Source organism: Microvirga sp. 2TAF3, assembly GCF_052114965.1.
Classification (GTDB): Bacteria; Pseudomonadota; Alphaproteobacteria; order Rhizobiales; family Beijerinckiaceae; genus Microvirga.
On the sequence record NZ_JBFRFT010000005.1, the window covers coordinates 232,222 to 249,875 of the forward strand.

The 17,654-nt window shown below is 60.0% G+C and carries 22 protein-coding genes; 12 read left to right on the plus strand and 10 right to left on the minus strand.

The window, feature by feature from the left end:
* Positions 1 to 150 precede the first annotated feature (150 nt).
* Positions 151 to 828: a DUF2270 domain-containing protein gene (locus AB4Y97_RS07745; protein ID WP_441998445.1), complete on the minus strand. Its 678-nt coding sequence runs from the start codon at positions 826 to 828 to the stop codon at positions 151 to 153.
* Positions 829 to 1,648: 820 nt separating this feature from the next.
* Between AB4Y97_RS07745 and AB4Y97_RS07750 the strand changes: the two genes are divergently transcribed.
* The 6 genes from AB4Y97_RS07750 (at position 1,649) to rpsU (ending at position 4,576) form a co-directional block, all read left to right on the plus strand.
* Positions 1,649 to 1,888, plus strand: coding sequence for a BrnA antitoxin family protein (locus AB4Y97_RS07750; RefSeq protein ID WP_441998446.1), 240 nt, complete (start codon positions 1,649 to 1,651; stop codon positions 1,886 to 1,888).
* Positions 1,889 to 2,101: 213 nt separating this feature from the next.
* On the plus strand, positions 2,102 to 2,401 hold the full coding sequence (locus AB4Y97_RS07755; protein ID WP_441998447.1) for a hypothetical protein: 300 nt from the start codon (positions 2,102 to 2,104) through the stop codon (positions 2,399 to 2,401).
* A gap of 283 nt (positions 2,402 to 2,684) precedes the next feature.
* Positions 2,685 to 2,894, plus strand: a complete 210-nt coding sequence (locus tag AB4Y97_RS07760; protein WP_196269784.1) for a cold-shock protein — start codon at positions 2,685 to 2,687, stop codon at positions 2,892 to 2,894.
* Positions 2,895 to 3,003: 109 nt separating this feature from the next.
* Positions 3,004 to 3,279 (plus strand): translation initiation factor IF-1, encoded by a 276-nt coding sequence (gene infA / locus AB4Y97_RS07765; protein ID WP_441998473.1) that lies wholly within the window; start codon positions 3,004 to 3,006, stop codon positions 3,277 to 3,279.
* Between the two features lie 43 nt (positions 3,280 to 3,322).
* Positions 3,323 to 3,586, plus strand: a complete 264-nt coding sequence (locus tag AB4Y97_RS07770) for a hypothetical protein (protein WP_441998448.1) — start codon at positions 3,323 to 3,325, stop codon at positions 3,584 to 3,586.
* A 684-nt stretch (positions 3,587 to 4,270) separates the two neighbouring features.
* A complete protein-coding gene (gene rpsU / locus AB4Y97_RS07775; RefSeq protein ID WP_441998449.1) occupies positions 4,271 to 4,576 on the plus strand; it encodes a 30S ribosomal protein S21 in 306 nt (101 codons plus the stop codon).
* A gap of 29 nt (positions 4,577 to 4,605) precedes the next feature.
* Here the strand turns inward: rpsU and AB4Y97_RS07780 are convergent, their stop codons facing one another.
* Positions 4,606 to 4,962: a DUF6481 family protein gene (locus AB4Y97_RS07780; RefSeq protein WP_441998450.1), complete on the minus strand. Its 357-nt coding sequence runs from the start codon at positions 4,960 to 4,962 to the stop codon at positions 4,606 to 4,608.
* A gap of 65 nt (positions 4,963 to 5,027) precedes the next feature.
* Positions 5,028 to 5,174 (minus strand): hypothetical protein, encoded by a 147-nt coding sequence (locus AB4Y97_RS07785; RefSeq protein ID WP_441998451.1) that lies wholly within the window; start codon positions 5,172 to 5,174, stop codon positions 5,028 to 5,030.
* Positions 5,175 to 5,811: 637 nt separating this feature from the next.
* Between AB4Y97_RS07785 and AB4Y97_RS07790 the strand changes: the two genes are divergently transcribed.
* A complete protein-coding gene (locus AB4Y97_RS07790; RefSeq protein WP_441998452.1) occupies positions 5,812 to 6,831 on the plus strand; it encodes a phasin family protein in 1,020 nt (339 codons plus the stop codon).
* A gap of 154 nt (positions 6,832 to 6,985) precedes the next feature.
* Here the strand turns inward: AB4Y97_RS07790 and AB4Y97_RS07795 are convergent, their stop codons facing one another.
* The 3 genes from AB4Y97_RS07795 to AB4Y97_RS07805 form a co-directional block, all read right to left on the minus strand.
* Entirely contained in the window at positions 6,986 to 7,825 is an 840-nt protein-coding gene (locus AB4Y97_RS07795; protein ID WP_441998453.1) for an EcsC family protein, read from the minus strand.
* A gap of 189 nt (positions 7,826 to 8,014) precedes the next feature.
* A complete protein-coding gene (locus AB4Y97_RS07800) occupies positions 8,015 to 9,289 on the minus strand; it encodes an extracellular catalytic domain type 1 short-chain-length polyhydroxyalkanoate depolymerase (RefSeq protein ID WP_441998454.1) in 1,275 nt (424 codons plus the stop codon).
* A gap of 112 nt (positions 9,290 to 9,401) precedes the next feature.
* Positions 9,402 to 9,821, minus strand: coding sequence for a CopG family transcriptional regulator (locus tag AB4Y97_RS07805; RefSeq protein ID WP_441998455.1), 420 nt, complete (start codon positions 9,819 to 9,821; stop codon positions 9,402 to 9,404).
* A gap of 422 nt (positions 9,822 to 10,243) precedes the next feature.
* On the opposite strand from AB4Y97_RS07805, the gene AB4Y97_RS07810 reads away from it, so the two are divergent.
* From AB4Y97_RS07810 to AB4Y97_RS07830, 5 genes are all read left to right on the plus strand, one after another.
* The gene (locus AB4Y97_RS07810; RefSeq protein WP_441998474.1) at positions 10,244 to 11,233 is read left to right on the plus strand and encodes a PhnA-like protein; all 990 of its coding nucleotides are present in this window, start codon (positions 10,244 to 10,246) and stop codon (positions 11,231 to 11,233) included.
* A gap of 190 nt (positions 11,234 to 11,423) precedes the next feature.
* Complete coding sequence (locus AB4Y97_RS07815; protein ID WP_441998456.1) at positions 11,424 to 12,392, plus strand: metallophosphoesterase family protein; 969 nt, start codon at positions 11,424 to 11,426, stop codon at positions 12,390 to 12,392.
* A gap of 80 nt (positions 12,393 to 12,472) precedes the next feature.
* Positions 12,473 to 12,901 (plus strand): cupredoxin domain-containing protein, encoded by a 429-nt coding sequence (locus AB4Y97_RS07820; RefSeq protein WP_441998457.1) that lies wholly within the window; start codon positions 12,473 to 12,475, stop codon positions 12,899 to 12,901.
* Between the two features lie 37 nt (positions 12,902 to 12,938).
* Positions 12,939 to 13,736 carry a sigma-70 family RNA polymerase sigma factor gene (locus tag AB4Y97_RS07825; RefSeq protein ID WP_441998458.1) on the plus strand — a complete coding sequence of 266 codons (798 nt, stop codon included), beginning with the start codon at positions 12,939 to 12,941 and terminating at the stop codon, positions 13,734 to 13,736.
* The gene (locus tag AB4Y97_RS07830; protein WP_441998459.1) at positions 13,733 to 14,524 is read left to right on the plus strand and encodes an anti-sigma factor family protein; all 792 of its coding nucleotides are present in this window, start codon (positions 13,733 to 13,735) and stop codon (positions 14,522 to 14,524) included. Before AB4Y97_RS07825 ends, AB4Y97_RS07830 begins: the two co-directional genes overlap by 4 nt.
* Before the next feature lie 56 nt (positions 14,525 to 14,580).
* On the opposite strand, the gene AB4Y97_RS07835 is transcribed toward AB4Y97_RS07830, so the two are convergent.
* From AB4Y97_RS07835 to AB4Y97_RS07850, 4 genes are all read right to left on the minus strand, one after another.
* Positions 14,581 to 15,255: an HAD hydrolase-like protein gene (locus tag AB4Y97_RS07835; RefSeq protein ID WP_441998460.1), complete on the minus strand. Its 675-nt coding sequence runs from the start codon at positions 15,253 to 15,255 to the stop codon at positions 14,581 to 14,583.
* 86 nt (positions 15,256 to 15,341) lie between these two features.
* On the minus strand, positions 15,342 to 15,803 hold the full coding sequence (locus AB4Y97_RS07840; RefSeq protein ID WP_441998461.1) for a YbhB/YbcL family Raf kinase inhibitor-like protein: 462 nt from the start codon (positions 15,801 to 15,803) through the stop codon (positions 15,342 to 15,344).
* Positions 15,804 to 15,989: 186 nt separating this feature from the next.
* Positions 15,990 to 16,622, minus strand: a complete 633-nt coding sequence (locus AB4Y97_RS07845; RefSeq protein ID WP_441998475.1) for a carbohydrate porin — start codon at positions 16,620 to 16,622, stop codon at positions 15,990 to 15,992.
* Positions 16,619 to 17,434: a carbohydrate porin gene (locus tag AB4Y97_RS07850; RefSeq protein WP_441998462.1), complete on the minus strand. Its 816-nt coding sequence runs from the start codon at positions 17,432 to 17,434 to the stop codon at positions 16,619 to 16,621. Before AB4Y97_RS07850 ends, AB4Y97_RS07845 begins: the two co-directional genes overlap by 4 nt.
* Positions 17,435 to 17,654 lie beyond the last annotated feature (220 nt).

Genomic DNA, 17,654 nt, shown 5'->3' on the forward strand with positions numbered 1-17,654 from the left:
GACATAGGGCGGACCGGCAAGACGATCAATCTGGCTATCCCAATGCTCAGGCTGGACCGAAAAGCGCGAGCCTCAAGACGAGCACCGCCAGTCGGGCAATCCCACGCTTGATAGCAAAGCGCATGGTTGGCGCCTTGCAGCCATCGTCGATCAGACATGAACGTCGCCGAAGGCCAGTTCGCCTTCCCCTTTGGGTTTGCGGAGCGACGCGTAGAGGATCCAAATGTAAAATATTATGACCCCGAGGATCACGAGCCAACCGGGAGCCGGGCCGATGGCTGTGTTGCGCATCCACTCGTCGGCGGAGCTAACGAGGTGAGCCTCGGCCGCGCTCTCCTGCATCCTGATGAAGGTGGTCTTCACCAACCAGGCGAGTAACAGGACCAGGAACAGCCAACAGTAATTACGGCGCAGGCGCCGTGAAATGGCCTGGCTTTGAGTGGTCAGGAACGACGGCCGTCTAAGATCTGCGCCCAATCCCTTGATCCAGTCATCGGTTACATCGAGTTCCGGCGCAAAGACCTGGGCGAGATAGTTGCGCTCTATTCGCCGCACACGATTGCGGTAAACGTCGAAAAACCGGTAGCGGCGCGCTTCGATCACTAGGAGTAAAAGGACAAGGACCATGGCGAAGAGCAGCACGCCATGGTGAGCCGTCGGCGTGGACAGTGAAACCGACAACATGGCGGCGACGACCGTGATCGCCCAGTTTGTCGTGCGGTCAAGCCTGTCGCGCCAACCCGCCATGCGGGCGATCTCCGCACGATGGTAATGCGCCATGACGGTGATGAATTCCGACGGCGTACTCGGAAAGACCGGCGGTGCCATTGTCGAGTGGAGATCGGGCTTCGGATACCTTTCATGCGTGGATAGCGTCATGTCCCTCTCTCCGAACGGGCGGGTACTCGGAAAACACAGGCCCGCACACGAGGTTCATTCAGTTCGAATTCGTCAGAACGGTCTCACTATAGCACCAGCCACCGGAGACTGCAGGCTTCGTAATGGAGAAGGCGTGACGGGTCCCCCTTCCAGTGACTGCGGCGCCATATCTTGAAACACGAATGGGTCTTGAAACAAGAACGGCCGGGACGGACCCGGCCATGGCGAGGGTCCTGCGGGCGACGGCTTTACGCTGCCATGGCCTTTTCAGGTTCTCGTCGATCTTGTCGAGGAAGCCAGTGGTAGGCTCCTGAGGATTGTGGAAGGCAGAGCGTTCAAACAGGTAAAGTGCGCCGCGGCGAAATCGGATTTCGCCGGGGTTGGGATTTTACCCTCCCCCGCCATCCATCTCGAACCCGATGTGCCACCCTTCTCAAGGGCATCCACCCCCAACGCTTTTCGCTCCGAAAGCTCCTTCGAAAATACCGGCCTGTGAATTACCGGGATAGGGCTGCCCAGGGCCGGCCCGGCAAGATTCGATTCACCAATGCAGCTCCAGATCGTGTCCCGTTTTATGAGGCTCGATGATATTGCTGTGTGTTCGTCCCTTTCTCCTTCTTGCCTGCACTGCTATCGCCTTCTTAACTGTGGGCAGAGCGTCCGGAGCGGTGAACCTCCGCCGAAGGGACTTGGACCTGGCCGCAGCGACCCATCTCGACGCGGACGCGACATATTAACCCGAGAAGGCCGACCCCACAGGAGATAACCGATGTCGAAACCGCCCCACAGAACCCGAGTGACGAGCGATCCGCGGCAGACTGCTGAAGCGGCATTCAAGAAAGTAACGACGAAACCTGCAGAACCCGCACCGAAGGCACCGACCATCCCTGGCGCGAAGGAGATGGTGTCTCTGCGCATCGACAGGGACGTCCTTGATTACTTCCAGGAAGACGGACCGGGCTGGCAGGAAAGGATCAATGAGGCGCTGAGGAAGGCGGCGGGGAAGTAGGCATTCCAGGCCGCGGACAGGAAGAGCGTTACGCTCCTATCCCTGCCACGCGGTGGCAATATACGCTGATGACTGAACGTCACCAAGCCACGGGGATCAGCCGATCGATCAGCCCGGCTGCCGTCAGCCGCTATGATAATTCCTAATAGTTAGAAACCCTCATGCCGGAAAAGTGTAGAAGGTCGGGACGATCTGTACGCGTAGGAGTGGAGTATGGCCGACATCATTGCATTCGAAGAGTTCAGAAAGAATGCGAAGCAATGTGAAATCCTGGCCCTGTTTAAAGACAAGCCCACGTCTAAAGCTCAGGCACGCAAAAATAAGAATAAATTCTACTTTCCGAGTTCGCGCCCCGGCATATCAGGCAATCTTTGCGACCTGTTCGAACAGGCGAACGCCGTAATCGTGCGGCATTATGACGGCGACCAGAGAGTGCCGAAGGCCGTGGCAGAAAAGTGTCTCGAGCTTCTGAGGGCTCTTTCGGAGCACACACAACCGGAATTAAGTGACTGAAGCTCCAAGCCCTGCATGAAAATACCCCGATTTGTGTCTTCAGATAAGGAGGAACGGCCTGAAAGATAAGGAGGAACGACCTGAAGCTCTGATGGCTTGACTTGCAATTGCCTCAAGTGGCCCCTATATCGAATTATCGACTTTGGCCGGACAACTGGTCTGCTTCGCCTTTTGCTTTCAGGCGCACGCTCCGACTTTCTCTCCAAACTTCGACAAAAGGCGTAGCCCCGTTTCGTTGCGGGGAGCGCGCATGCGCATACTGAAACATTGAAAGGACTTCCCGATGATCACGGGCACTGTTAAATTCTACAACGATCAAAAGGGCTTCGGCTTCATTCAACCCGATGATGGCAGCAAGGACGTGTTTGTCCACGCCACCGCGCTCGAGCGCGCCGGGATGCGCGGCCTCGTCGAAGGTCAGAAGGTCGCCTTCGATACCCAGGAAGACCGCCGGACCGGCAAGATTGCGGTTGGCAACATCCAAACCGCCTGATCTCTTTGAGATCGAGCAGCCGAGCTTTCGCGCTGCTTCTCAGAGCCGTTCCGTCGCGGAGCGGCTTTTTTGTTTTCATTCACGCTTCGATCACGATGGAGAACTTCAAATGGCTAAGGAAGAACTGATCACATTCGAGGGTGAAGTCACAGAGATCCTGCCGGACGCCCGCTTTCGCGTCAGGCTTGAGAGCGGACACGAGATCGTGGCCTATACGGCAGGCAAGATGAAGAAAAATCGCATCAAGACGCTTGCTGGCGATCATGTCACCGTCGAGATGTCGCCCTACGACCTCGATAAGGGGCGCCTCATTTTCCGCCACAAGGACAGTGGATCCGGTGGCCCGCGCCCAGCTGCGCGTCGTCCGCAGTTTCGTCGTCGATAATACGCCTCCCGGTGGGCAGGAATCATCGAGGTGGAGGGTTGTGATGACCGAGAAGGCTTGGACATTTGAAGCGGGCGACCGGGTGCCAAAATGGCTGATGCGCCAGAGGAATTGCGTGCTGCGGTTCGGCCGCGATGCCGTCGTAGTGGAGAGCCGGGGCCAGTATCAGCTTTATCCGATGAGCCCGATGGAAGCTCACGATACGCTCATCCTGGCTGAGATCATCAACCAGCGGTTGGATTCCGAGGTCGAGCACGTACTTCCGATCAAGACCCACATCACCCCCAGACGAATGTCCCTGAATTGACCCAATCGAGAGAACATTGCCATGCACCATAAATTCAACCTTGGCCAACTCGTCCGTGCGAATGGCACACGCTTTCACGATCGAACGAATGGCGTATACGAAGTAGTGCGTCTGATGCCGGAAAGTAATGGCGAGTTCGGCTACCGCATCAAGGATGTCAGTAATTCGAGTGAGCGAGCGGTTGGAGAGTCGGAAATCCAGGCTGCGAATGGAAAGTCTCAATTCGCCAGCTAGAGCATCGGATCCAAAAATGGGATCCACCCGATGCTCAGCTTTTGAGACCGGCGCATCGTCGGTGCGAACCGAAGGTCCGCGTCAGCGAAAAACCGGGTCATTGTTCCGCCCGATGCGTTAACACGCTTCCATTGCAGGGCAGCTTGGCCTATTAGCAGCTCATGCCAATCGGCCTGAGCCTGCCATATTCGGGTCGCCGGAATTGCTTAATATCCTTGTGCACAGCATGAAGGTAGCCTGATCTGATGGGCAGCATCTTTTCAGCACCTTCATAAACCCTCGCTTGCGCTGACGCCCAGTTTCATGGGCAGGGTCTCAATGAACGCAGCGCCAAGCGGCGAAAACGTACGATGCTCCGCCTTCCGAAGGGAGGCGGCCCTCTCACAAACCGGCACGCTCTAATGTGGCTTTCGTCACCGAGCGTCGGCAACCATTAGATTGGATATTGTTTTGCAGGTTCTGGTTCGCGACAACAACGTCGATCAGGCTCTCAGGGTCCTCAAGAAGAAGATGCAGCGCGAAGGTGTCTTCCGCGAGATGAAACAACGGAAGGCCTACGAAAAGCCGTCCGAGCGGAAGACGCGCGAGAAGGCGGAGGCCGTTCGCCGTGCCCGTAAAGCAGCCCGGAAACAGGCCATTCGCGAAGGACTGATCGCCGCTCCCAAGCCTAAACCGCGCTTTGCCGCAGGGGGCCAGCGTAGACCCGCGGGCTCCGCCGGTGTCGGTGCGCGCCCGCAGGTTGAGCCCAAGGCTTAGATAGAATCAAAGACGACGGCCCGGAGCCGTTATTTCCGGGCCTTTCGTGCTGCGTAACGTGCATCGCGCGCCGCCTTGCGTTCGACCTCAAGCGTTGCGTCGCGATGCGCCTGTTCGGCAAGTGCCGCCTCCTTTGCAAGCTGCTCGTCCTGCAAGGATTTCTCGTGAGCAGCGTGCTTGGCAGCCTCGTCGGCCTGCCGAGCCTCCGCGCGCTCAGTGAGGCGCTGCTCGCGAGCGCTATGAAGGGCCTGCCGGGCAGCCCTTCGTTCCGCGACCGCCGGATCGTCCTGGCTTGGCCTCGCCTTAAACTTCTCCAACACGGCCTGCCGCGCACTTGCGGCAGCGCTTAATCGTTTGCTGAAATCTTTTTCCTTGAAACGTTCCACGCAGGTTCCCTTCGTAATTTTTCGGCCCAGGTCGATATTGATCTTTCGATCACCCGAGACGAGGATTAGCCGATCATATCAATGACGATTTGACGGATCTCTTCTCGCGACAGGCCGGTCGGTTGCGGCTTGGCCGCGGGCTTCGCCTGTAGGCTGTTTTTCGGGGTATGGGGCAGCGCCTTTAAAGGGCGAGGCTGAATGACGGTAGACATAAAATTCCTCTGAAGCTTCGGTTCAAACGAAGCAGCATTGTGTGTTTGTGGTTGTCGAATGCAGTGCAACGACGCGCAAGCCGCGCGCCTGAACGCCCGGCAGATCAACAATCGATAAGAACGGAAAGCAGGCTCGGCGCTCGATCACGAGCGAAGGAGAGCGGCCGAACACGTCGGTTGAATGGCCCTTTTATGGATCATTACCCGGATAAATACAAGGCGAAACGTAATAGGGTCATCGTCCAGGATCCCGCCAGTCCCATTGCGTGATCGGCGCTGACCCTATTCAGCAGCTGAGCGGAGATGATTCCAATGTATCAGCGTTCCTCTAATACAGTGACCCGATGGCTCGTGCCGGCGAGGTATAAGGAAAGGAACCATCCTTCGATCGTCTCGTTAGCCCCCTATGCTGCAGAGCGGCTCTGTCCGCTCGCCTTGTAGACGTCGTTGGCCCGTCGCACCTGAACCCGCCGACGACCTTGTCTCAAAAAGGCGCGGCCGTTGCGCTGGGTTAAGAAGCCCGGCGGCTTTCACGATAGGGTAGATCCGAACCTTGACCGGCAGGCGGTCTGATGCCGAATTCATTTCGGCAAAAGCGGCACAGGTTTACCCCGTTCTTTGATGGTTTGGAGGAACTATGAGTGCCGTCAAAAAGTATCATCAAACCAGTCCGGATCGGGCGAACGAGTTGTTTGCCAAGCTTCTCGAAACGTCCGACACCGCAGTCAAAACACGCGAGCGGCTTTTTGCGGATCTGAAACAGGAGTTGGAGCTCCTGGCCAACCTTCACGAGCAATATCTCTTCCCGGCCCTGCTCAAGCACAAGGAGACGCGGGATCTCGTAGAAGAGGCGATGAACGACAACAAGGAGACGGAAGCACTCCTGGCCGAGCTTGATCGTGCGCCGAAAAATACGGGCGTGTTCGTCAACAAGCTGGCTGATCTCAGGAAGGTGTTCCAGCAACATATCCGCGACGACAAAAACGAATTGCTGCCAGCGGTGCTCAAGGTATTGAGCGAAGAGGAGGTCGATGCGGTCGTCGAGCAGGTTGAGGATGAAATGGCGACCGTCAACGACAGCAAGCGCTCCGAGTCCGAACTGGGCAGGGCAGTCGCCAGGCGGCAGCGCGAACAGGCGGAAACCATTCAGCGGACCGCTGAAGGCTTGGCCGAGACCGTGCGGACGGGAGCGGAAGGGATCCACCACATGACGCGGGCGGCACAGGATACCGTCTATAGCGGCTTTGGAACGGCATCCGAATTGGCACAGATTTCGACGGATCGCATGGCACACCTCTGCGGTTTCCCCAGCCAAAGCGGCCAGGATATGGCCGAGCAATTGTCCGACAACCTGCAGGCCATCGCACGGTCCAGCGCAGTCCTGTCCCGCTGCATCCAGGATGTCTCCCGCGAATGGATGGGATTGAGCCAAGAGCGATGGCAGACGAATATCGAAGGTCTGAACGCCCTTGCAGCCTGCCGGACGATGTCGGATGTCGTTGCTGTTCAAAGCACTCTCGTCCGGCGCAATCTGGAACAGATGTTCGAGAACAGTCGCCGCATCGCAGAGTTTTCCTTCTGCCTTACGGAAGGGACTGCCCAGACCATGATGGATCAGGCAGGAAGAACCGCGGATCGCGCTCGGCGCTCAACCTAGAGCATTGGCTCCATCCGGTGCTCTCCCCTTCAAGTGCCATCGTCCCGTGCGGAAAAGTGGGTCCACTTTTCCGCACGGGCGCCAGAACCAGAGGGAAGCTGGCCACACGACGCAAGCGGGACACGCGAGCTGAAGCGCGAGACGTGCCTGTTTCCTAGAGGCCCTCGCTTGCTCTGATCTGGTTGTAGGCAAGGCGAACTGTTCCCTTGCCGTAGATCCGTTCCAACCTGCGCACGGTGAAATGGCCATGGGCCAGCGTCTGGAAGTGATCGGTGAAAGCCGTGTTGACCGCTGCGCCGCCAAGGGCGCCGAGCACCGGCACTGCCTGCGCAGCCACCTTCTGGGAAACGACCATCCCGAAGCGGGATCCGATCTGGCTCAGCAGGCGAACGACGGCCGAGGTGCTTTCGTCGATGATCCCACGCTCGGCCACCTGATGGAGCGCTCGCGTCACGGACCGCGCCAGAGCGGCGCGAACGGCGAAATAGCCGCTCTCATGCAAGTGCTCGGAACCGGAACGTCCGCCCAGTGCGAAGACCTGAATACAGGCCAGCGCGGTCTCCGGATCGTCGAGGTCCTCGCCTTCGCTTTGCGCTATGCGGGCAATGGCCCGCAGCATGATCGTCGTGGAGATCGGGAGCTCCAGCAGAACCGCCGAGATACCCAGGGCACCTCCCATTGCGCCTGAAAGGGCAGCCAGCATTCTGTGAACGCGCGTTTCCGGGTCGACGGAGCCTTTCGGAATCGTCCTGAGCGCATAGCGCAAGGCCCGCTTGAGCGCCGCCTCCGTGGTCCGGGATACCGCTTCGGAGGCGGGCTGCGGCAGAGCCCGTCCGAGCAGCTCGACGGGACGTCCGGCCAATGACGAGAGGCGCCCGACGAAGCTCGGCCCCTCCAGAGCCCGCACGGCCTGTATCAGTGCTTCGCGATCCTCTTCCGAGATTGCGGGCACGAGTGGCTTCGCACCTCCTTCGGCCGACATGATTGCGGACATGGCTCAAGAACTCCTCGTTCCCAAGCTATGTAGGTATGATGGTCGGTCACGGGAATATTCGGAGCAAGCCACGTTGAAAGCGAGGATTGACCGGCTGTCGCGCTATCCCAACCCGCAGTGCCGCAGGGAAGAAGATGAACGGCGACAGCCTATCCGCCCTCGTCGAGAGACAACGGGCTTTACAGCTTCTCACACCGGGTCGGGGCAGCCCGGCTTCGTGTGCTGAATGAAAAAGCGCATCATCTCGCGACTGGCATCGGGCCCGCGTGGCTCGGTGTACGATCCGGCAGCACTCCCGCCGGACCATGCATGGCCGGCTCCATGGAGGACCCACTGCTCGAGAATTGAACGCTCGCTCTCATCAACCTGGACGGTGCAGGTATAAGCGATCCCACCTGGAGTCTGACCTCGGCTGACGGTCGTGCGGAGATCATCCGTTGCTTTCGACTGGGCAATGACATGGTCGCCGTTGACAGGGTTGACGGTTGTGTCGCTATCCCCGTGGAACACGATGGTCGGAATGGTTCCTCGGGGCCTGCCGTGCCGATGCGATCCCCCTGCCCCGGGAGATCCGCCCTGCCGCATCGCTGCGAAGGCGGACGGCATGTCGCTGGCGGCCCCGCACGCCAATCCGGAATGAACGCCGATGGCCGCATAGAGGTCCGGATAAGTCGAGCCCATGATTGCGGCTGCTGCCCCTCCCGCAGATAGGCCGGCGATATACACACGCTCGGGCTCGACAGGTAAATCGCGCATGATCTGGCGGGTAATCCCCGCAATCAGCGAGGGCTCGCCCCGGTCACGCTGCTGGTCGCCCGCGCTGAACCAGTTCCAGCACTTGGAGGCGTTGGCTGACTGAGCCTGCGCCGGATAGGCAACGAGAAAAGTCTGCTCCTCGGCCAGATCATTCATCCGCGTGCCGGCCGCAAAGTCGTCGGGCGACTGGGTGCAGCCATGCAGCATGACCACAAGAGGCAGCGCCTGTCCGTTATAGCCGCTAGGAACATAGAGCTTATACGCTCGGCTTCCTGCCCCATTGGCATAGATATGCTCCTCAAACCGCGCCCCGTCCGGCAAAGGGGCAGGAGCACGCTGCATCGCGCGCCCGACCAATCCATCGAGCCTGCCTGCGGGCCCGAGCTGCCCCATGCGGTCGAGGAGCCCGCGGAGGGCTTCCGGCACCTGAGGCCGGCTCACGTTCTCCGGGCGACCCGCGGAGTGTGTCTCGCCGAATTGCGGCGACGTCCAGGAGCCTCCGGTCTCCATTGATGGCGGCATCATGTCGATAACAGGCGGCATGCGCCCGGTCGCTCTCTGCGGCGCATCGCCGTCAATATTGGATGGAGCGGTGAACGGCGTGTCCCCGCGGAGCGCTCCGCGCAGAACCGCCATCGCCTCTTCGAGGCGTCCTTCCCGGGTGAGGCGCGTCGCCTCCATCATGTCGATCTTTGGCAATACGTTCATGGGAATAGCTCCTGTGCTCGGTGAATTTCAGCAAAGAAAGAGCGCTGCCCCTCCTCTCGGAAGAGATCGGTAGAGGCGTTACTCTGTGTTTCGGGCAGCGGAAATCAGGCGGTCATCGGATGCGGTCGCTCAGCGCCTCCTTCACAGCGGGGCTGGCTTGCAAGGCGCCAAGCACGTGAATGGAAGCGACGGTTTCCCGTGCCAGTTCGGGAGAGACGTCTGCGGCGATGATGGCCAGCCCGAGAACCTGGATGTGAAGCATCTCGCCGGCTGCTCGCACAGCCTCCAGGTCCTGCCGGCTGTATTGACGCAGGCCAAGGTCGAGTTGGTGTCGCGCGACGGATTGCTTGACGGCGTCGTTATGGCGATCGAGCTGATTCCGGATTGCTGTCCGGATGAAGTCGGTGCGGTTGGAGTAAAAACCCTCCTGCACCAACAGGTCGATATGACCAAGATCGACATAGCCGAGATTGATCGTGATCTTCTCGCTATCCCCCGCTTTCGGACGAAGTTCCCGCACATTACCGGTCATTATACCATCCTCATACCATCCGTCTGGATGGTAAATGGGAACGGACGCACCGCATTGCAAGGCGTGCGACAGATCACCCATGGGAACGCGGCCAAGCGAGCCTCGCTTGTGTCAGCACGCTGCTCGCGCATCGTCTAACGCTTGCGCCCTGCCGAAATCCTCGTTGCGGCGGATCGCCCATAATAAGCCGTGCTCAGGTATCCTGACGGCTCCCCTGTTTGCGAGCGACATAAGCCTCATCGCCGAGGAAGCAGATGTTCCAAGTCGGGTTTTGCGCATGCAGTGTGTAGGCTTGGACGGGCAAGCTTCCGGAACACGCATACATGGCGAACGTTATCCCCGAGCAATCCTGTGTCCAGGAGGCAGCTATGGTCGACCGTCCCGCCCCCCCGCGTAACAGGGGCGACTCCGATGCCCCGCACATGAGCCCAGTCACTCCCGCAGAGGATGCCCGCACGATGATGCTCAATCGCATCTCGTGGGGTGCCGTCCTTGCTGGCGTCGTCATCGCGCTCGTGACACAGTTTGTCCTCAACATGATCGGCCTCGGAATTGGGGTGTCGACGCTCAACCCGGGCGCCGGTGCGGGCGCGAATCCCTCAGCGACGTCTCTTTCCATCGGCGCCGGTGTTTGGTTCATCCTGTCCGGCGTAATTGCCGCCTTCGCGGGCGGGTATGCAGCAGGGCGACTCGCGGGGACGCCGAAGGAATCCACGGCAGGCTGGCACGGGCTCACGGCCTGGGCGCTCACGACGTTGGTGGTTCTCTATCTCCTGACCTCGACGGTCGGCGGTGTGCTGGGCGGGGCCTTCAATACGGTGACGAGTGCACTTGGAGGCATGAGCCGCACGATCGGCGCCACGGCCCAGACGGCAATCCAGGCAACCGCGCCGTCATTGTCGCAGGCCGCCGATCCGTTTGGCACGATCGAAAACCAGATCCGGGGTTCGATCGGCGGCAATGATCCGGCTGCGCTACGCGATGCTGCTGTCTCCGCTGTACGCGCCACGCTCACGGGTGATCAATCTCAGGCACAGGCCGCGCGGGACCGTGCTGCTCAGGCGTTGGCCCGGGCGCAGAACATTCCGGAGGATCAGGCCCGTACCCAGATCCAGCAATACGAGCAGCAGTATCGGCAGGCGGTGGACCAGGCCAAGCAGCAGGCGACGGAGGCCGCCGACACCGCAGCCAAAGCGGTCTCGCGTGGTGCCCTGTTCGGCTCCCTGGCCCTGATCCTCGGCGCCTTGGCGGGTTGGTTCGGCGGTCGGACCGGCATGGTGTATCCGACGCTCACCGATGCTACCTTGGCTTCGGCCACGCGTACGGGTGCCGTCGGACCGGCAACGCGAACCGGGGTCGAGGTAGAGGATAGCCGCCGGCCCACGGTAAGCGAACCCGTCAGGCGGTCGTAGATCTTCGAAGCGGAACGGGGCCTTCTGAGGAGGAAGTTTTCCGGATGGATTTCCGGCTTCCTCCCGAAGCGCCACAGCGGCAGAGCCTTTTCGATCGCCACCCCTTTTCGCGGCCATCCGACAAAGCCGGGAATAAACCCGGAGCATGCGGAGTCTAGTTAGTCAGAGCACCACCATGATGGAGGATGCGATGACTGAGAACCTCGACCCCCGCAAACAAGCGACCGAAGACGACGATGGCATCGACCGCCGTGGTTTTCTTCACTGCATGGCCTGGGCAGGCACTGGAGTTCTTTGGATGGCGAATGGAGGGCTCCCGCGTTCGATCGGGCTATCGAGCGCGCAAGCCGCTGCCCCCCCGGAAGCCGGCGGACTGACGTTCCTGCAGATCAGCGACAGCCATATCGGCTTCGACAAGCCCGCCAATCCGAATGCGCTCGCGACCCTGAGAGAGGCCGTGGCGAAGATCAAGACCTTGCCCGTGAAGCCAACGTTCCTCATTCACACGGGCGACATCAGCCATCTCTCCCAAGAGAAAGAGTTCGACGACGCCGATCAGATCATCCGGGAAATCGGAAGCCCGGTCTTCTACGTTCCGGGTGAGCACGATGTCCTCGACGATGAGAGCGGCAAACTCTACCTCGACCGCTACGGAAAAGGCTCGCACGGGGCCGGCTGGTACAGCTTCGACCAGGGTGGGCTCCATTTCATTGGCCTCGTGAACGTCGTCAACCTCAAGGCCGGAGGCCTGGGGAATCTGGGAGGCGAACAGCTCCAGTGGCTCGATGATGACGTAAGGGGACTGTCGGCAAGCACCCCGATCGTCGTTTTCGCGCATATTCCTCTTTGGTCTGTCTATCCCCAGTGGGGATGGGGCACGGACGACGGCGCACGTGCGCTTGCGCTCCTGAAGCGGTTCGGTTCGGTCACGGTGCTCAACGGCCACATTCATCAGATCATGCAGAAGGTTGAAGGCAATGTTGCCTTCCACACTGCGCGTTCAACAGCGTTTCCGCAGCCGGCGCCGGGTACAGCTCCCTCGCCGGGACCGCTGACAGTTCCTTCCGAGGACCTCCGCAAGATGCTTGGCATAGCGACGGTTACTTACGTCCAGGGCCAGAAATCTCTCGCGATCGTCGATACGCCCTTGGCTTCGTGAACTTGCCTGGGATGGCCGCCAGCTGCCAGCCATCCCAGACCTCGAGCATGTGCCGTTCTTGAAACATACAGGAGAACAGCATGGTCATTCGCTTCAAGACAGGTTTGCCACAGAACGGCGCCGGGACGGCACGTCTGTCGTCGCGCAGCCTCGCCCTCTTCGTCGGCGGCATAGGATTGTTCGCGGGAGCCATTGGCGTCCCGGCACAAGCCGCAAGCCCGCAAGCTCCGGATTCCCCTTCAGCGGTCGCGGAGGTCCGGGTAGCCAACTTTACCTTTACTCCGCCGCTTCTCACCGTGACAGCAGGAACGACCGTCACCTGGGTGAATGCCGACGACATTCCCCATGTCGTCGTAGCCAATGATCACTCGTTCCGGTCGAAGCCTCTCGATACCGACGACCAGTTCTCATTCACCTTCGCGACGCCGGGTGAGTACGCTTATTTCTGCGCCCTGCATCCGCACATGGTCGGGAAAATCGTTGTCACGCCTCTCCATTCGCAACCCTGACCGGTTGCGGTCAGGTGACCTACAGGTTGAGAGGGTCATGAGCGGCAAGATTGTCAGCTTCGGTCCACCATCCTCGCGGAAGTCCTGGCTGGGATGGGCGCCTGCGCTGGGGCTCTGGCACCCAAGGCTCGGCAACACGAAAGAGCGAGCCGATGCGACATCTGTCGCCCGTGGACAGGTGATCGGCTGGGCGGAGGAGGTTATAATCCCGCAACGAGCGGAGGAGCCCGTGCCGGTCGCCCTGTCGTCTGCCGCGCCCGATGCGCAAGCCGATCATGCCTTGCGCTTTCATACGCTCATGCTTCCGCATCTGGACGCCGCCTACAATCTTGCTCGATATCTCCTGCGCGATGTGGATGCGGCGGAGGATGTCGTCCAGGATGCGTTCCTTCGCGCCTTCCGCGCCTTCGATCATTACAGAGGCGGCGATCCAAGAGCCTGGCTTTTCACCATCGTCCGCAATCGCTGCCATTCCTGGGCACGCGCGGCGGCATCCGGGCCGGTCTCCTTGGACGAAACCAAGGAACCGGACGACGAAGATCCCGACAGTGACAGAAGCGCGGATTCGTTGCTGGTCGATCCCGGGGATACGCCCGAGACGGCGCTTCTGAGGCAGGACGAGATTGCAACGGTGAGGGAGCTGATCGAGCAACTTCCCCTCTCCTTCCGGGAGGCGCTGGTTTTGCGGGAAATGGAGGAATTTTCTTATCAGGAGATCGCGGAAATAGCGGGGGTCCCTATCGGCACCGTGATGTCCCGTTTGGCCCGGGCCAGGCAATTGCTCGCAGCGGCATGGCGCAGGCGCAATGCAAACCATGAGGGGGCAGCGCCATGACCCGCCCCTGCGCCAATATGGGAATCCTGATGCACGGGTATTTCGATGGTGAGCTCGACGCGGCGAACGCGCTGCATTTCGAGGAACACATGAAAGACTGCCAGGGTTGCGCCCGCGAGTATCGACGCCTGACCCAGCTGCGGGAAGCGCTCCGCCAGGACGGAATTCAATACAAGGCCCCCGATGCGTTGCGAGCGCGGTTGATGGCTGCCATATCTCGCGAGCGATCCGCTATCGACCCTTGGTGGAAGCAATGGTCTCGCAGCTGGCGTCTCGGGACAGCAGGTTTCGCCATTGCGGCAAGCCTTGGAGCGTTCCTGCTCCTGCTGCCGCGATCTCCCGGCCTGGAGCAGGAGCTGGTGTCCGGGCATGTGCGATCCCTGATGGCGAACCATCTGACCGACGTCACGACCTCCGACCAGCACACGGTCAAGCCCTGGTTCAACGGCAGGCTCGACTATGCTCCTCCGGTCATCGATCTGGCCGATCAAGGGTTCGCGCTCTCAGGAGGACGGCTCGATTACATCGGCGGGCGGTCGGTGGCCGCCCTCGTCTATAAGCGCCGAGGGCATGTCATCAATGTGTTCCTGTGGCCGGAAGCCCAGTCCACGGCAAGCCAGATCGCTCAAGGAGCGATGCAAGGCTCGACGAGGGACGGCTACAACATGCAGCACTGGACGCGAGACGGCATGTCCTTCTGGGCGGTTTCGGATCTCAATGAAACCGAACTGAGGGAATTCGAGCGCCTCTTCTTAGCCCGCATTGGGACCGACCGGCCGATCCAGTAGAAACAAGCCCCACAGTCATTTATCAGGAAAGCGACCGCGTAACACGGCGCTTCGGATCATATCCCCGGAAACATCAAGGTGTTCGGCTCGGTCGGCCATCGTCTGGAAGTGATCTTCTGGACAATCTCATTCGGCGTAGAAAATATTTCTTTCGGTGATCGCGCGGCTAACGCCTCGGCGCGTGTGAAGCCCCAGGTGACGGCGCCGAAAGAGATTCCTTCATAGCGAGCAGATTCAAGGTCTCTGATCTCGTCACCGATGCAGATCACTTCCGCACGTGGAACACCGCTTACCCTCAGGATCTTTCGGAACTTGGCCGACTTACCGAATATGGATGCGCCGCACGCAAAGTGCTTGATCAATCGCGCATTCTGCGAACCGAGGGTCCGGCGCACATTGTCCTCCGAATTCGAGCTGACGATCGCAATCATAACGCCGGCATCGAAGAGTTGCCGAAGCATGTCATCGACCCCATCAAAGAGATGGATTGCATCGATATCCTGAGCAGCAAGGATGCGCATATGCCGCGCGATCAGGGGCAGCTTCCAAGGTGGAACACCCAGATATTTGATGATCTCACGTGCGTTGTAATGTCTTAGTCGCTCAATGACACATCCCTCAATCGGCTTGAATCCATAACGCTCGGCGCCGGTTTTCACGGTGCGGATGAACCAGGGAAAAGTATCGGCGAGGGTACCGTCGAAATCGAAGATCACGAGCTTGTATGCCATGGCCTTACTCTTCTTTCACCTTTCGGCCATATCAACACAACACCGTCAGCAAGCCCGCAAGCGCCCCATTCACGGGGTGGTTCCGCTCATCTCTCATATGTGCCGACAAGCTCCGTCTCGGCGATGACGTGAGGGCGTGCCGCTGCCCAAACATCCTCCGCCTTTGCCTGGCCCGGAAAGTCGAGCCGGGGAACATCAAGGGCGGCAAGCCGGAAATGGTAATGATGGAGGCCATGGCCTCTCGGCGGCTGAGGCCCATCGTAGTAAGCATGCCTGAAGCCGTTTACGGCTTGGCCAACGTCGCCAGCTTTGGAACGTGAGGCACCTTCCGGCAGTCTCGCCGTGGTGGCGGCGATGTTGTAGACCGCCCAGTGCCGGAAGGTGCCCGTCGGCGCATCGGGGTCTTCGACGATGAGCACGTAGCTTCGGGTTGTCGGGGGAGCGCCATGCCATTCCATCGGCGGCGAGACATTTTGTCCGTCGCGTGTATACCGGGTCGGAATGGCACCGCCTTCGTGGAAAGCTGAACTGGATAAGGCGAGCGGCACTGACACCTCCTCTGCGTCCAACCTGCCCCCGCGCTGTCTTGAGCCCGGTTCGCATGAGCGGATCCGGCAAAGATCAAGCGCAAAGCCTCGCGGTGTGTTCCATGGCCTGCGCCCTGCCCTCTTCTACTCCTTATGACCCGTGTGTAACCCTTCTCCTGATCGTCGCAGGGCGCGTCTTGGCAGCGGTCAATACCGGATCGTCGTCCTCAGGCCGAAGACAGCTGCGTTCTTAATGCGTGCACTGGTCGGATCCCGCGGGTTCGGGATGTTTCCGCCAGGACGAAAGACATATTGAAAATCGGGCTGGACCGTCCAGCCTGGGAGGATCTGCGCTTGATACGTTACCTCGATCAGCGCCTCGCTGGAACGGATCGGCCGGGCGCTGCCTGTGAAGGATTCGATATCGCGATCAAACCCTCGCGCGCGGCTGGAGATGCGGCTATAAGCAAAGCTCACGCCAAAGGTGTCATCCCCGCGGCCTGGGATCATTCCTTTCCATGTCAGACCGCCATCTGCATAGAAGCTGATCGTGTTGCGGTCGGATGGAGCTGCCGAGATGCGGGCGAAAGCGCCGATACCCTGATCGGTGGAGCCCGGCTCGCGATAGACCATCTGATCGATCACGACATAGATGCCGTCATTGCCTCGTAGCCGGTTCGCGATGCCCAAGCTCTTCGGATCCGCCAGCGGCAAACCGACAATGTCGTACCGCTGATCGGCAAAGCTCCCGAAGTGGTGCCAACCGCCCAGTCTGATCGTACCGGGTAAACCTGGTGCATCCTTGTCCTGATTATATGCGTACTGGATTTCACCAATCAGAAAGGGGGATCCGAGGTACGAAACGCAAGCCCTGTATGGTTTCGCCGCTGCGGATCGCCGGGACCCGGACCTGCCGGATCGCCGTCGAACAGGGCGGCGAGGATCGTCAGCCGATCCGTCGGGGAGAACTTGAGGCGTATCCCTGGCGTCGCAAGCGGATAGGCCGGGCCGCCGCTCGGGAGATCGCCAGCCTCGAGAGTGGGCCCCCCGAAGGTCGTGTTGAAGAACAGCGTTGCATACTGGCTGACCAGGAATTCCGTGTCGGCGCCGAGTTGCCCCACGCGAAGCGCAACCCTGTCTCCGGCAAACTTCTGTTCAAGCCACAATTCGTAAAGACGGGTGGCCGGCAGAGCCTCGATTCCGCTCACCGCCATGAGATTGCCGAGATAGAAACGGGACAACCCATGGCCATGAATCTGATAGAAGTTGGTATGGAAGTTCGCATTGGGCCAGCCCAAGAGCTTATCGAGATCGGCATCGAGCGTACCTTGAAGCTGGCCCTCGTAGATAACGCCTCTACGGAACCCTCCCGACACATTGCCAAGCCCCTCGCCAATATACGTGAAGCTGTAGGTGATCCCGACACGCTCGAGTGCGCTGCGAGTGCCGCCAGGATCCCCAAGCGGACCAAGCGAACTCGCGATCGATGGAGACGAGGTTGAAGCGGACGGCGTCTCCATCGCCTCCGGCATTGCACCGGGCTTGGACAGCCCACCTGTGCCGGTGCTGTGATCTTCCAAGGCGCATGCCGATGTGCCGATATCAATCGATCCAAACAGAAGCCAGATGAAGCACACGAAAGATGCTCTCATCCCCCTCGCCTCCAATTCTCCCATTCGGAGGAGGATAGGCGGCACTGAGCCGTGTCGCAAATCCGCATCGGGGCTAGAGCGGATTCGATTTAGGTGAACTCGTATCCGCAGTTGCTGAGGTAGTTCTGGCACTCCTCGACTGGGAAGCGATCGAGCAGTTCTCCGATGGTCGTCCAGAGCGCCTCCTTGGTGCGCGCCGCCGCCTTGCGCAGGAGCGCTT